At 47.4% G+C, this 15089-nt stretch carries 8 protein-coding genes; 4 read left to right on the top strand and 4 right to left on the bottom strand.

Going from position 1 to position 15089, the window contains the following annotated elements:
• Positions 1-446: 446 nt before the first annotated feature.
• The 3 genes from recD to AY607_RS07020 all read right to left on the bottom strand — a co-directional run bounded on the left by recD (position 447) and on the right by AY607_RS07020 (position 10121).
• Entirely contained in the window at positions 447-2171 is a 1725-nt protein-coding gene (recD, locus tag AY607_RS07030; RefSeq protein ID WP_225215686.1) for an exodeoxyribonuclease V subunit alpha, read from the bottom strand.
• Between the two features lie 116 nt (positions 2172-2287).
• Positions 2288-6412: a UvrD-helicase domain-containing protein gene (locus AY607_RS07025; RefSeq protein WP_064102187.1), complete on the bottom strand. Its 4125-nt coding sequence runs from the start codon at positions 6410-6412 to the stop codon at positions 2288-2290.
• Positions 6413-6416: 4 nt separating this feature from the next.
• Positions 6417-10121, bottom strand: a complete 3705-nt coding sequence (locus tag AY607_RS07020) for an exodeoxyribonuclease V subunit gamma (protein WP_064102186.1) — start codon at positions 10119-10121, stop codon at positions 6417-6419.
• A gap of 177 nt (positions 10122-10298) precedes the next feature.
• Between AY607_RS07020 and AY607_RS07015 the strand changes: the two genes are divergently transcribed.
• Positions 10299-10799 (top strand): hypothetical protein, encoded by a 501-nt coding sequence (locus tag AY607_RS07015; protein WP_064094946.1) that lies wholly within the window; start codon positions 10299-10301, stop codon positions 10797-10799.
• Positions 10800-10852: 53 nt separating this feature from the next.
• On the opposite strand, the gene AY607_RS07010 is transcribed toward AY607_RS07015, so the two are convergent.
• Positions 10853-12271 carry a phosphate--AMP phosphotransferase gene (locus AY607_RS07010; RefSeq protein WP_081406322.1) on the bottom strand — a complete coding sequence of 473 codons (1419 nt, stop codon included), beginning with the start codon at positions 12269-12271 and terminating at the stop codon, positions 10853-10855.
• 207 nt (positions 12272-12478) lie between these two features.
• Here AY607_RS07010 and AY607_RS07005 point away from each other — a divergent pair, with 207 nt between their 5' ends.
• The 3 genes from AY607_RS07005 to AY607_RS06995 all read left to right on the top strand — a co-directional run bounded on the left by AY607_RS07005 (position 12479) and on the right by AY607_RS06995 (position 15078).
• Complete coding sequence (locus AY607_RS07005; RefSeq protein ID WP_064094948.1) at positions 12479-13183, top strand: FFLEELY motif protein; 705 nt, start codon at positions 12479-12481, stop codon at positions 13181-13183.
• Positions 13184-13443: 260 nt separating this feature from the next.
• Positions 13444-14388 (top strand): bifunctional demethylmenaquinone methyltransferase/2-methoxy-6-polyprenyl-1,4-benzoquinol methylase UbiE, encoded by a 945-nt coding sequence (gene ubiE / locus AY607_RS07000; RefSeq protein ID WP_064094949.1) that lies wholly within the window; start codon positions 13444-13446, stop codon positions 14386-14388.
• 12 nt (positions 14389-14400) lie between these two features.
• Positions 14401-15078, top strand: coding sequence for an SCP2 domain-containing protein (locus AY607_RS06995; protein WP_064094950.1), 678 nt, complete (start codon positions 14401-14403; stop codon positions 15076-15078).
• The last annotated feature ends 11 nt before the right edge of the window (positions 15079-15089 follow it).

Here is a 15089-nt window from a genome sequence, read left to right as displayed (position 1 = left end):
GATTTTGCCACACTCTCTCCAGACACATAGAGGTATTTAGCGCATCTCGGTGTAAGCCATTGCGTACAATTTCTCGCCTGAAAGTTGCACAATGTTACATTAATCTCGTTTTATTTAACTTTAGTTACCTAAATCTACTCAATAAATTATATAAATTAGGTTAAGGAATTAAGATAATAATCTAACAACTTAGAAGTTAAAAAATAACAGGATATAAAAAAGCCTTGTAGTCTCTCCCAAAACTACAAGGCTTAGCGGCTGTAAGTTTCCTCTTTTACTTACTTCACTGTAAGTTCGCTGTCTACCGACATTATTATTATCATTATGCGATTATGCTCAACTTTCCATGTTGAGTTATTTTGTAGGACCAATCTTCTCAAATACTGAGTAAAAGCTCTATGCGTCAATTTCCTGAATCCTTGTAAGCTTTTACCTACACGATTTGATTATTTTTTGCCAACCAAATTACTAGATTGTTCAATAATTTTCTGACTCAAACCACTTTTTCTTATGCTTCTAACACATAGTGCTTGTGTAAAAGCGTCATAATCCACCAATAAACTGACCACCTTTTTAGCTCGAGTAATTGCGGTATAAATCAACTCTTTGCTCAATAAGTTTTTTGCATATTGATCCAGTACCACTGCGGTATGGGCAAACTCTGAACCTTGAGATTTGTGAATGGTCAGCGCAAAAGCAGTTTCAATGCTTTTAGGTAAACGGGTGGCTAATACCCATTTTTCCAGACTCGGAAAATACACTTCAAACTGACGCTGACCAGACTGTTCACGTAAAAAACAGATGCCAATATCACCATTGGACAGCCCCAACTGATAGTCGTTATACCCCATCATCACGGGTCGTCCGACATACCAGTCGCCCTGTTTCAACTGACCTTGGGCTGCCAGAAAACGTTGCTCAATCTGCAAATTGATCTTGAGCAGACCCAGATCACCAGAACGGATTGCAGTTAAAATCCGGTAATGATCAAAAGTTTTGACTACCTGTTGTACATACTGCTCAAAATCAGCTGAGTTTTCTTCTGTTTTTATGGCCTGTACATAAGCCTGATAACCATACATAAGCTGGTCATAATACTGATTCAAGTTATGCGCGGTCTGTTCGGCGCCAGCGAGCAGGTATTGCAACTGCAACTGGTCGATCTCAACCTGATCCAAATCGATCGCTTGTAACTCACTGGCTGCCACAATCTGCTGCTCAAATTTCTGTAGTACTGCTGAAGGCTCATGACTCTGCTGGATAAACTCTGCCATTGCCCCAATCCTGGCTCCAGCCGCAAAACGTCGCGTGGTGATTAAATTGACCCGGTTATCCTCCAGAGTCGTCACTTGCTGTAAATCTGCCAGTACCGTTCCGACATCCACAGAGGCCAGCTGGTCTGCATCACCGAGTAAAATCAGCCGTGCATGAGACGGTACGGCGGCCAGCAACATCTGGGACAGATTCAAATCCAGCATTGAGGCTTCATCGACCACGATCACATCATAGGGCAAAGGCTGTTTGGCATGAAAGCGTGGCTGTCCGCGAGTACCCAGACCTAGTAAGCGATGCAGGGTCACTGGTTGTAACTGTTTTAATGCTTCTAGCTCAAACTGTTGTAACGCTTCACTGTGCAAGGCTTTTTGCAGTGCTTCTTTCATTCGCTGCGCGGCCTTTCCGGTAGGTGCTGCCATAGCGATCCGTATATGCGGCAAGGCTTCATACAGCACAGCAATAATATGCGCCAAGGTATAGGTTTTACCTGTTCCAGGCCCACCGGTAATAATATTCAGCGCCTGCTGCGCAACCATTTCCAGTGCCAGTTTCTGCTGTGGATCTGAGAGAAGATTGCGATTATGCTCGCTTAAATTCACCGGAGTCACCGTTTGTGACTTGATCCGTACCAACTGTGTAGCCACTGCCTGTTCCAGTTGCCAGTAGCGGTACAGATATAAATGCTGATCTGCACAAATAAATGGTGCAATTCCTGCACTCTGCTGATGGCGGTCTAGAACCAGATTATGCAGTAAGGCAACCTGCTGAGGATTAACTTCGATACAGCTATCTCCCGCCTGCATCGCTTCCAGCAGTTGCTCGATCAATAATTTTGCTGCCGGATCAAATGCAGCTGTACTGAATGGAGGCTGACACAGATAGTCAATCCAGGCCATTAAATCGGAATGTTGCTGTGACACGTGATTCTGCTCATTTTCCACACAGTTATCCTCAAAGTTATCCACAGGATAATTTCATGTTTAATCTATACATATTTTATAAAATCGCAAAATCATGCTGATTTTTTCTGCTCACAATAGCCCAATATTTGATCCAGTCTTTCTATGAATTCAGAGTCCGGTTGCCAATGATAGGCTCCTTGCTGCGCCTGTCCATTCATCCCGCGCAAATACAGATAGGTTGCGCCGCCCAAGTGCTGCTGAATCGAATAAGTCTGCATATTGGCACTCAAGTACCGATGCAGCGCCACCAAATACAAAGCAGCCTGCAACCAGTAACTGGACTGGCTCATATTCTGCTGAATCGCCTCAGCACTATAGTGCTGCTGATCCGGCCCGAGGAAGTTACTTTTATAATCGGCAATATGGTAGCGCTGACCATCGAAATACACCAGATCGATGGAACCGGTCAGATATCGCGCCGATTTGGCCTCATTAAAATCGCTCATGACCATGTCATGTTCGAGAAAAAGCTGATGGATTTGCCGAATCTGCAAAGGGGCATCGGTCAAGGACATATAAAAAGGAAATTCTGACAGATACTGTTTAGCCTCCAGCTGTGCCAACGCAAAATCTGCCTGGATCGGAGTGGCTAGAATGTCATATACCCAGTCATGCATCAGGTTCAGCAAAATATCTTCCGTGATCTCGTCCAGCAATCCCTCAAAAGCAGTCTGGAAAATACTGTCCACATTCAGCGATTCAGTGCTTGCAGAGCGTGTGAGCTGGGCCATTTCCTGTTCAAAAAACTGGATAAAGGCGTCATCCTCCAGCCCATCGAAATACACCTGAAACTGACCTAAAAATTCCAGCAGAGCCGAACGCTCGAGCTGTTGTGCCGAGTGAAACAGCTGCTGCCATTGCTGGCGATAAGCTTTGCTTTGGTCATGCAGGCGAATTCCGGTCAATAACTTATAGTTCAGGCTGGACAATACGCGCTGCATACTATGACGCAATTCCTCGGCTTTGAAATCTGCCTGAGCTGTGGCCTGAAACAGGGTTCGCAGATTCACTACAGCGGCCTGATAATGTAGGGAAAAGACCTGCTCCAGTACACTACGTATATGAAAAGCCTGTTCAAATTTTTCTTTCAGTTCCTGCCAGATTTGCGGTGCGGTATTTTTAAAACGGCGCCGGATTTCCAGATTCCAGTAACTGCTGTCCTGAAAATCAATATGTTCAAAAATGCTGTGCAAGAATGTTCCGGCTACGGTGCCTTTGGGAAAATTAAGCCTAATCCAGTCTAAAGGCACGGCTGCTGGCTGTTCTTCCAGACCGGTAAAATGAATTTCATCAGCGGCACTATCGGGCTGTTCAGAAGCCGTGACCAGATCGTCCTGCAAGATATGTCCATGTAGCTGATGCTGTGACAAAGCCGTAAAACTGGTTTTGGTTCGCGGATAAAACTGCCGCTCTGGCAAAGGTTGCGCCCGCATGTCAACCTGATGATGGTTCGATGGCTCGACCAGACGCGGTGGTTCCTGAGACAGAGACGGCTCGACCAGACTTAAAGCATGTTGAAACAGTTGATCTCCCTGACCACGCCAGAAGGCCAGCCCGGAATCGGACTGTGCGTTCTGGTCCTGCAGCATGGCATATACCCGGTGACTGGCACGGGTCAGCGCCACATACCAGAGCCGGTGGTTTTCAGCGGCATTACGCGCTGCGTTCTGCTGAATCGTCTGCTCATGCAAATTCTTGTGATTGACTGCAATCACCCGGGATTGTTCCAGAATATTGTCCTGTTCAGGCACAGACAGGGAAAAATTCAGGTTACCTTTATTCACATCAAAAGCAGCATCGGCTCCCAATAAAAACACCACTTTAAATTCCAGCCCTTTGGAGGCATGAATGGTCATCAGCTGCACCCCATGATCCCCAGACAGCTTGCGTTCTTTTTCGCTGTCCTTACCTGAAGGTGACTGAAGCTGGCGCAAATACCAGTGATAGAGTTTTTGCGCCCCCTGATAATATTCACTCTGCTGGCTCAGCATCTCAGTCAGATGGCGCAGATTGACCACCACCCGCTCATTATCCAGACTTTGACTGGCCACCAGATTGGTCCAGACCTGAAACAGGTTCAGTGCATAATTCCATGCGGTCAAAAAGCCTTTCTCAAACCACATTTCCCGAATGATATCCAGATCCGCAATATAGCGACTGACGCCTTCACTCTGGCCTTGCAAATCAATCAGTTTTTTCAGATTGAAGCCCAGCAGACGAGTTAGTAAAGCCCGCTTGACCTTGGCCTCATTGAAAGGATCCATGATCGCCGTCAATACTGCCGCGACATCCTGAGCGACTGGACTGGCAAACACGCTCTGTTTGGATTCTTTATAGCAGGGAATACCCATACGTTGCAAACGCTGCTTCACCTGTTCCAGAGCAAAATGTCCAAACCCCAGTACGGCGATATCATCTGCGCTCAGGCTTTGCTGGTGCTCTTTCTGCTGAAAGTACAGTTGCTGCTGGGCAGACTGATTCAGCAATGCACGGATTTTCCAAGCCACCTGATCTGCTTCCAGATCCGATTCACCTAGCTGAATCCATCGTAAGGGCTGCGGGTTGATCCTGCCCATCTCGACCAGATCTGGATGCGGACGACTACCGGCCTGAATCAGGGTGTACTGCACCTGTTCGCCAAAATCCATTTGCCGCTGGAACAGCGCATCAACCACTTCTACGAGCGGTTTGACTGAACGATGGTTCTGCATCAGGGTATATTCACGACCCTGCTTGTGACGTACGTCAGCGTGTGCCTTGTTATAAGTCAGCATGTCGCCGCCACGGAAACCGTAAATTGCCTGTTTCGGATCGCCGACCATAATCATGCAGCCGGACTGCACCCGGTTGGCATCACGCCAGATCTTGGCCAGCAGATCATCCTGATCCTGATTGGTGTCCTGAAATTCATCGACCAGAATCAGCGGATAACGTGCCTGCACAAACTGGGCAAAACGCTGTCCCTGCTGGCCTTGCAATGCTTCCGCCAATGTACGGATTTGCTGGGAAAAAGTGGTTTCACCCTGCTGCTGCAAGGTTTGCGGCAAACGGGTCTGCACACTTTGAATAATATGAAATTCCAGATGGGTCGTAAGCTGTTGCAGCTGCTCATCCAGATACTGTTTGACCTCGCACAGCGCATCAATTGCCACGATCAGACCATGTTGCAAAATCAGCTGCTGCTCTGCATCCGGACAGCTTTTGTTAAAGACCTGAGTGGTCGGCTGGAAATCGGTTTTCTTGCGGCGCAAATGGCACAGATTCAGTATAATCGGCTGTAATTCAGCATCAAAGAAACTCATGCCCCCCTGATTTTGCAGGGCTGCGCTCCAGGTCATAAAGTTTTCACAAATTTCGGTTAACTTGGTCAAAAAACTCTTGTGAAAATACTTCGGACTTTCCTGACAATAACGCCGCATGACGGCAAGATCATGCTCCTGAATATTCACTAATTGACTGATGCAGGCTTCCAATTTGTTCAGGTCACATTCAGCCGGTTCGATCTTGCGGAAATGCTGCTTGCTGAAATTCAGTGCATCACGTACCAGCCCGGTATAATGCTCCACCGGTTTCAGCAGATTCTGAACATACAGATGATTGACCATATATTGCGGCTGTTGCTGAATCCAGTCACGCAGTACATCATGAATCAGCTGCTGGATATACAGATCCTGATCTTCGGTCAGTTCTGCACGTTCAATCTTGCCACTTTCAAAGGCAAATTCACGTAACAGTTTCTGGCTAAAGCTGTCCAGGGTGCCGACAAACAGTTCATCCAACTGGTTCAGCACCAGACGTAAACGGCGACGGGCATAATCCAGCCGTGAACCATAATCTTTCAGTACCTGCTGAAATAAGGGATCGGTTTCATTCTGGATTTTTGCTGTGATTTCAACTGAATTGAGCTGCTGATGATGCTGGATATAAGCTAGGGTTTCCTCAACCCGGAGCCGTACCCGGTTTTTCAGTTCAGCCGTGGCCTTACGGGTAAATGTCGTCGCAATCACCTGATGCGGATAATACTGATCCAGAAAAATCCGCACCATCAGACTGGAGAGCGTATAGGTCTTGCCGGTTCCTGCGGAGGCTTCAATCCAGTGCAGGCCACGGAATTTCATGTCCTGAATCGGATTGGTGGAAATGGCTTTTTGCATCTGCTGCTTTAATAAAGTCATACGGCTATTTCACCCACTCCAGATGTTGATGAATCGGCGCATACAGGCCATGGGCAAAATCATGGCAGCAATTTTGCAAGGCCAGATCCGGATCCTGATCCTGCAAAATAAATTGCCAGTCCTGATGCAGCAGACTGGATTCATCCGAAGCCAAAGGTTTGGCACTCTCATAGCTGTTGTTCCAGGCCTTTAGCAATTCCGGCATTTCCACAATGGTCATCTTGCCCTGTTCATTCTCGGCCCACTGCCACTCTTTTTTCATTAGTAATTCTGCCGGCAAGACCAGCGGCTGCTGTTGACCAATTTCCCAGGCCTTTAACCAGAGCTGCAAATACTCATGTGCCTTGCTCGAACTCAAGCCAGAAAACTTCAGGGTTTTATTACTAAAAATGACAATGCGCTCCAGTTCTGGTGAGCGTGTATCATCATTTAAGTAAGCCAGCCACAGCAGATACTCCAGCCAGATCTGGGCGCGGCGTTTTTCCGAGGCCGAAGAGGACTGCATACTCAGCCAGTAGCTGCTGTGTGGAACCTGAGGCACGTTAATATGAATGATCAGTTCAGGACTGAACTGCAAGGATTGCTGGGTAACTGGCGTCAGTTCTTTGCCCAACTGCAGCAAACGTTCTTGCAATAACTGTTGTTCCTGCTGGCTGCCCAGCCAGGTGGCTTGCTGGGTTTTGCCCACCGGCAAACGGTCCAGCATCAGGTTTGGCTCAATCTCCTGTTCTTGTTGCAACAGGAAATCCCGTACCTGATACTGTTCCAGCTTGTTCAATAATAAAGGTTCCCGGGAACTCGGCAAATCGGCATAGCGAATTGTGGAAACCCCGACACTTTTCAGGAATAGACGTGCCGGGAAAATCATATCGCGGATCCATTCATCGCCTTTGAGTACCCAGATTTCTTTCTGTTCCAATGCCGGATAATGTGCATTAATCCAACTGCTGCGTTTGCCTTCGGCACTACGGATATACTCTGCTACCGCAAACCACTGATCCTGATAACGTGGTGTCTGCATATCTGTAAATCCGGCCGGATCAAAAGGCTGCAAGGGATGTACATGATAAAGCTGTTGGATATGTTGAGCCACGGACAGACCATGCATATCCACCATCGGATCGACTTCGGCATCCGGCTGTTCAGACTGGCAGATCAGCGCGAGATGCTGAACCAGTTCCTGCAAGGCAGTGGATGGATCGCGAGCTTCACCATCCTCCAGATCAAAGCCATTATAGAACAGCCATAGATTTTCCTGTGCCAGCAGCAAGGCATCCAGAAAAGCGCCCTGCTCGTCATCCAGACGGGAACGGTCACCAAGTTGCGGCTTCAGGCTGCGCATCAGGTCAAACGGAACCTGTTGATTGCGGCTCGGAAATTTACCGCTATCCAGATTCAGCATCACCACCAGTTTATAAGGCAATGGTCGGATCTGGCCAATCTGGCTAAAAGTAATCTGTCCGGTCGGTTCGGCCTGATCCAGCTGCATCTCCAGGGTATTCTGAATTTCTTCCAGCACATAAGGCAGAGGCAGACTGAGTGCCACTAGCTCTTGACTGGCATGCGGATCATCTTGGTCATGATAATCGGCCAGGGTCAGCATCCGCATTTGCTTGTCGATAATTTCGGCAACGGTTTTGAGTGATTCTACCCCGGCATCACGGAACTCGTTCAGATCGGCACGCAGATATTCCAGCCAGGTTTTGACTGGCGTACGTTGTCCAGTTTCATGCAAAGTCAGCCAGTCACGGCGCTGTACCAGATCCTGATAAATCCGGATCAGGGTCGAAATCAGCGGAAAATCACTAGTCAGAACCTTGGCATAACTCAAGGTATCCTGAAACAGGGTATGTTCAGGAATCGCCAGCCCCAACGCCAGACGGTCCAGCGCGAATTTAAAACTAAACCGGTAATCTTCATCGCCTGCGCTGAGGCTTTGCTGTAAATGCTGCTGGTCCAGTCCACGCTTGAAACCGGCATCTGTCAGCAACTGCAACATCCGTTCTACCTGACTATAGTCCAGACCATAATACTGCTGGGTGGCATTCAGGCTGAGCCAGTCGGCAAAGTCCTCAATACTGAAACGGCGCCGTACCCACTGAATCCGGCCCAGTACCGCGCGCCAGGCATTGCTGACATCCAGACGTGATACCCCGGCAATCTGGATCGGTAAATACAGGTTATCTTTCTGCAGGCGTTTGCTGCCAGTCTCGCGCTCACGCGGTGGCGGGGCAAAGACACTGCGAATTGCCGGTTCCAGTTCTTTCAGACTTGGCGTCAGCACCAGAATATCACTGGGCTGACGCGGCGCGTCATTCGTATCTTGAGCCAGCCAGTGAATTAGCTGTTCTTTGAGGACTTCTAGCTGACGTAATGAAGAATGACAGACATGAATCTGTACTGAATCATCGTCAGGGCTTAAAGCATATTGATGCTGTTGGGGTTCCAATAAATACAGGATATCCGACTGGATTTTGGCCAGCAGCCTGTCCTGATATTCATCGACAAAGACATCGGCCCAGAGACCCTCTTCCCCCGAAGACAGTTTAGAGAGTAGAGAAAAATGATCCCGTGCCTGCTTGCCGAATCGGGTCAGAAGCGGATGCCGCGATTCCCGGTCTTCGGCATTAAAATTCAGTTGCTTGATCCTGAAGTCTTTTATTTCCGCATCATTTGGTTTACGTTGACGGGTTTTTTCAAAACGCTGAATAAAGCGCTCTTCGCGCTGCAAATCAAATCTGGCTTTCCAGTCAGGATCGACACTGTCCGCCCAGTATTCCTGCGAGGGGTTGAAGTGAAAAATATAGATATCAATGTATTGCCCCAGACGACGTAAAAAATCCAGCTGGCTCGGTGGTAGTTCCAGCAGGCTAAATACCACAATCTGGGCCGGCAGGCGTTTTAGAGCCTGGGCGCGGGTTTCTGCATTCTCCAGCCGCTCCCAATACAGGCGTTCAATCTCCAGGATTTTGGCATAATCATCTTGAAATACATGCTGCCACAACCAGCGTTGCCAAGCTTCCAGTTCACGTGCCTGAATCTTGACAAAATCCGCCACCTGCATCTCATGACCATTTTCATCTTTGGGGCTATAGAGCATCTGTTCGATATCAAGCGCAATATCCTGCCCCCAGGCCTCGAGCCAGTTGGTCGGGCAGCTACAGTGTTTTGGAGGACAGTTACGCGCGCAATAACCGCGATAATCCATATAATGGCTGAACAAACGCGATACCTGCTCGGCTACCCAGTACAGCATGCTCTGTTTTTTCAGCTGCTTCTCTGTACCCTGCTCCAGCCGATCAGCACTGTCATAAATCCGTTTGATAATAGAATACAGCGGATGATCCATGTCTAAGGAAATCTGTTCGGGCAGAATATATTTACGTAGCGCCTGAAATACCCGCCATTTGATGATAATGCGCGGAATATTGGCTTCGCGCACCTGTTCCACCTCTTTGGGTGCATTCAATACCCACTGATAGGAAGCCCATTGAAAGGCGCGAATCCGGTGATGAAACTGGGTATTGGCACTAATGCCTTTTTTCTCGGCAATTTTCTGGGTCAGCCAGCTTTCTACTGCCGGAGACGGCACAATAAAGTGCCGGGTCTGTAACACTTCAAACGGATTTCGGGCAGTCTGGTTGACAATATGCAGCATACTATCCAAAAGTACATCAATACGTTGACTCTGAATAACATGGATGGCCATTGGTTCCCCTGAACTGCTGAATGTGGTTTTTACTACAAAACGATAAAGATTATTTACTATACATCCCGAGCGCGCTATGACACCTTAAAACCACACTTCAGTCGAAAAATTTCTTTGAAAAAAGCATCTTAAAGATGCTTGAATGGAAAAAAACAACATAGAGCTTAGGTAGTGCCCATGAAATTAGATAAAATTCCTGAACGTCTCGACGCGAACCTGGATCTGGAAAAAATCCGCGACGAATGCCTGGAACTCACCAAAAAACGCGCCTACTATTCTGCCGGTGCCGCTGTTATTCCGGTACCTTTTATGGACGTGGTCATTGATGTCGGTATCTTGTCGCAATTAATTCCCGAGATCAATGCCCGCTTTGGCTTGGCCCCTGACCAGATCAGTGTTTACGATCCAAAAACCCGTCAGATCCACTGGCAGGAGCTGCGTAAACGTGGCGTAGAGTTTTCTGGTCTGGTGGTCGCACGGACGGCAGTTAAAAAATCTTTGAACAATGTTGCAGCGAAAGTGCTGATAAAGCAAGTCACAAAATTCATTCCGCTAGGGGGTCAACTGGTTGCTGCAAGTCTGGGTTATTTTGTCATGAAAAAAATTGCCGATGCCCATGTGCAAGACTGCTATCGCACGGCCAAAAGTATCCAGCAAAAACAGGTAGCACAGGCTTAATCCTGCGCAAGCTGAATATTTTAGACAATTGCTTTCCTTTACTTCAGGCAGATTTATTCTGCCTGAAGCTGTTTTAAAATGACCTTTAACACTTCGACCCGTGCGGTATTTTTATCATCGGTGGCAATAATATGCCAAGGCGCATAATCGGTTGAGGTACGTTCAAACACGTCCGCTGCTGCTTTTAGATAATCATCCCAACGTGCCCGGTTTCGCCAGTCTTCGTCGGTAATTTTAAAACGTTTATGCGGTGTTTCTTCACGTGCCTTGAAACGTACTGCCTGTTCATCTTTGGAGATCGCCAACCAGATTTTTACGATAACGGTTTGATGCTTGACCAGGCTCTGCTCAAAACGGTTAATTTCTCCATAGGCACGCTGCCATTCTGCCGCACTGATCAGCCTCTCGACCCGCTCGACCAGGACCCGCCCGTACCAGGAACGGTCAAAAATACAGATGTCATCATCGGTTTGCAGTTTGGTCCAGAAGCGCCATAAATAGGGATGGCTATGTTCATATGTTTCTGGTGCCGAAATACTGTAAATTTCATATTCACGCGGATCAAGTTTTTTTACAATGCGCTTGATGGCTCCCCCCTTCCCCGCAGCATCCATGCCTTCAAACAGAATTACCACATTACGCGGATCGGAACGCATGGCTTGGGCAACCTTAGCGCTTAACTTTTTCAGTTCCGGTTTATATTCTTCTGGTGCAGCCCGCGTATTGGCAGGATGTTTCAACTGCTCGGGAATCTTGGCCTGTTTCCATTTCCCGCTGGCTCTGACTCGATGTTCGGGACAGTTTTCCATCGCATTCAGAACGTACTGGGCAAATTGCTGGTCGCGCCATTTTTCATTTTTGCTGTCAATAACAAACCAGTCCTCAGTAAAGCGCTGCCGCAAACGCTGCAAGTTCTCGTACTGTTTTCTGTTCCGCCAGTCTACCCCCTGCATTTGATGCCAGTGGGTTTCACTTGGGTCCATGGCCTTCAAACGTTTTTGCAGGTCCTTCCATGACAGATTGAACCAGACCTTGACTACATCCACATGGTTATTTTTCAGATCCTGCTCAAAGTCCTGCATTTCTTTCAGGTATTCATTAAACTGTGCTTCATTAATTGGGTCAGATACCCGCATTGCACTGTTAAGTAAATCGGTATACCAGTTGCCAAACAGCACGACGATCTGCCCTTCGGCTGGAATAAATTGCGCATAAGGCTGCCAGAACACCTGTTTGGGACTGACCGCTTGTGGTTCATCGGCCTTCACCCTCAGATAACGTGGATCGACCCATTCACGCAACTGTTTGACCGCTTCGCCCTTGCCAGCCAACTCGATACCATTGACCAGAATAAGCAGACTTTTAGCATTTTTCTGGCCGCGCGTTTTTCTTAAATCGTATTGGGCATCAATTAGCTCGGCCGATAACTGATCTTCATCCATTAACTGGAATTGTGGTTGTTCCATCTGTATCTTCAACCTTTATCTTTTATTCTTGTTGCAGTATAGCGAGGAGCTTTGGGCCAAAAATAGCGTTGGCAACGTTTTTCACACGATTAGATTGCCTGTTTAAACAACAAATTGACATTCAAATAAGTAATCATTGACCAATTTGTCATAGCGAGATTGAGCCACACCCTCTAAGATTCTGACATCGCAAAAATCATATTTGAAAAATTCATGTCCAAACTTGCCCGATTAGATGAACTTTTAGAACAATATTATCAGCTCAAGTATCACACTCAGCCTGAAATTTTAAGCCGTTTACAGGATGTACAGGCATGGCAGAAAGCACGAATGCAGCGTACCCATCAGCAGCATTTTTCTGAAAAAAACAATCAGCTGATGGCAGAATATTTCCTGAACCGGCTTTATGGTGGCTCAGACTTTGATGCACTGGCTGAACAGATTGCACGGCTGATGAAATATGCACACAAGGCAGAAAAAATTATTCCAGAAAATGCAATTAAAACTGGAACTTCAGGCGTAGAACTGGCGATCCTGGCGGTGCAGCTGGACGAACAGGTCGCGATTCAGCTGCTAAAGGATTACCCAGCCCACACAGCATTAACTGATGAAATGATGCGCCTGACCTACCTGAAACTGGATCAGGGTGAAGCACGCTTAAAACAGCTGGCTCTACTGGACCAGCTAGGGGTCAGCCTGGATAAATATATGCGTTCTTTTGTGGTCTATACTGCCTTTAAAATGTGTAAAAGCGCGGCCAACAAGTATCATTTTCAGGTGATGTATGAGTTTATGCAGGACGGATTTCAGGCTATGAAACCGTTAAAGTCGGCAGAAAAATTTGTAACCGATTTTACTGCAATCGAACGCGGTATCATTGACAAGGTACATTCAGGCGATCCATTACCCTTCCAATAATAGCTTCTTTGCTGATCTACAATGGATGCTATTCACCGTCCTGTCTGATCCTGATATTTTCAGGTTTTTGTGGCAGGACAGCGCAAGTGACAAATCATATGAATTATTCGATCACTGGCCATGAAGATTTCCGCCCACATTCCTATTTTTCTGTATATTATTCATAACAATTGCATCATGACTGCTGAATAACATCCAAGAATCTGTCATTATGCAGACAATGCAAGATTAACCCGATTGATATGTTAGGAGTGACTCCAATGTCAAATGAAAATACAACGCCTACCCCTACACCCGAGTCGGCACAACAGACAGACAAAGTGAGCCCATTCTTAACCACTCCGCTTCCACAAGGTGCTCCACAAGGTCAGCAACAATCTCTAGAACAACGCCTGACCGATACGCCTGTGACGGGCACTATCCCTAAATATAACCTGCCACGCGGTGCCAATACCGGCAATGTCGGAACTACCACGCATTTTGGCTACCAGACCGTAAACAGCGATGAAAAAGCCCAGAAAGTGGCTGAAGTGTTCCATTCGGTCGCCAGCAAATATGACATCATGAATGACCTGATGTCTTTTGGTATTCACCGCCTATGGAAACGTTTTGCGATTAATATGTCAGGTGTGCGCCGTGGCCAGCATGTGCTGGATATCGCAGGGGGTACGGGTGACCTGGCAAAAGTATTTAGCCGTGAAGTCGGCCCAACCGGTCATGTGGTGTTATCTGACATCAACGAATCAATGCTCAATGTTGGTCGTGACCGTCTGATCGATGCAGGTTGCACCAATGTCGACTTCGTCCTGGCCAATGCTGAAACTTTAGAACCGTTCGCCGACAACAGCTTTGACCTGGTGACGATTTCTTTTGGCCTGCGTAACGTAACAGATAAAGATGCGGCACTGGCTGCAATGTACCGTGTGCTTAAGCCAGGCGGCCGTTTGCTAATTCTGGAATTTTCTAAACCGGTGTTTGAACCATTTTCGAAACTGTATGACCTGTATTCGTTCACCGCGCTACCAATCATGGGTAAAATCATTGCCAATGATTCAGAAAGCTATAAATATCTGGCTGAATCGATCCGTATGCATCCAGATCAGCGCACCCTGAAAGGCATGATGGAAAATGCCGGCTTCCAGAACTGTGACTACCACAACCTGACTGGTGGTATTGTTGCCGTTCACCGTGGCTTCAAGCTTTAAGGGCCTTAGCCAATGTGGTCAATTCTCGCCCTAGGTACTATTGAACGCGTGATTCATCATGTGATTGATCTGGATGCAATTACCCGTATTCAGCTCAATGCCTTGGCCGGTAAAATGTTGCGGGTGGTGATCGCCTCACCGCAACTGTCAGTCGATGTCTTTTTCGATGACGGCAAGGTTCGTCTGGAACCGACCGCAACCGGTCATTCTGAAGTATCTTCCATCTTCGAACAGCGGCCTTATGAAGCGAACAGTGCGCAGATTTCTGAAGCAACAGCGACTTTACAGGTCAGCAATGTCGTAGAACTGCTCAAGCTGCTGCTTGCTGACGAAGTCGGTAATATTCCACTGCAAGGCGACTATAAGCTCTTGCAAGAGATCCAGCGCATCATGCAGCAGGCTGAACCTGATCTGGCAACGCATTTAAGCCCCTGGATTGGCCCTGCGCTGGCACATGAAATCGGCAAATTGCAACTTGCGCCAAAATATTTGAAGCGTACGTTGCAAAGCCAGTTATTTTTTGTCGAAGATGCCCTGAAAGAAGACAGTGGCCTGTTTGCTCCACGCTGGCAAATGGATGACCTGAATCAGGATACCCGTATCCTGAACCAGAATTTAGACCGTGTCGAAGCCAAAATCCATCAGCTTCAGGCCCAGATTGAAAATCAGCAAGATTCAACTCAGAACTAGGTACACCACTT

Source organism: Acinetobacter sp. SFA (assembly GCF_001647535.1).
GTDB classification, from domain to species: domain Bacteria; phylum Pseudomonadota; class Gammaproteobacteria; order Pseudomonadales; family Moraxellaceae; genus Acinetobacter; species Acinetobacter pecorum.
Note: the sequence above shows the minus strand (reverse complement) of the source record. Positions and strands in the feature narration are given on the sequence as shown.

What these genes read in the sequence shown, in the direction of transcription:
- AY607_RS07015 (WP_064094946.1), top strand. Translation starts at nt 10,299, where the DNA reads ATGAAATTAGATAAAATTCCTGAACGTCTCGACGCGAACCTGGATCTG.
- AY607_RS06995 (WP_064094950.1), top strand. Translation starts at nt 14,401, where the DNA reads ATGTGGTCAATTCTCGCCCTAGGTACTATTGAACGCGTGATTCATCAT.
- AY607_RS07005 (WP_064094948.1), top strand. Translation starts at nt 12,479, where the DNA reads ATGTCCAAACTTGCCCGATTAGATGAACTTTTAGAACAATATTATCAG.
- AY607_RS07025 (WP_064102187.1), bottom strand. Translation starts at nt 6,412, where the DNA reads ATGACTTTATTAAAGCAGCAGATGCAAAAAGCCATTTCCACCAATCCG.
- ubiE (WP_064094949.1), top strand. Translation starts at nt 13,444, where the DNA reads ATGTCAAATGAAAATACAACGCCTACCCCTACACCCGAGTCGGCACAA.
- AY607_RS07020 (WP_064102186.1), bottom strand. Translation starts at nt 10,121, where the DNA reads ATGGCCATCCATGTTATTCAGAGTCAACGTATTGATGTACTTTTGGAT.
- recD (WP_225215686.1), bottom strand. Translation starts at nt 2,171, where the DNA reads ATGGCCTGGATTGACTATCTGTGTCAGCCTCCATTCAGTACAGCTGCA.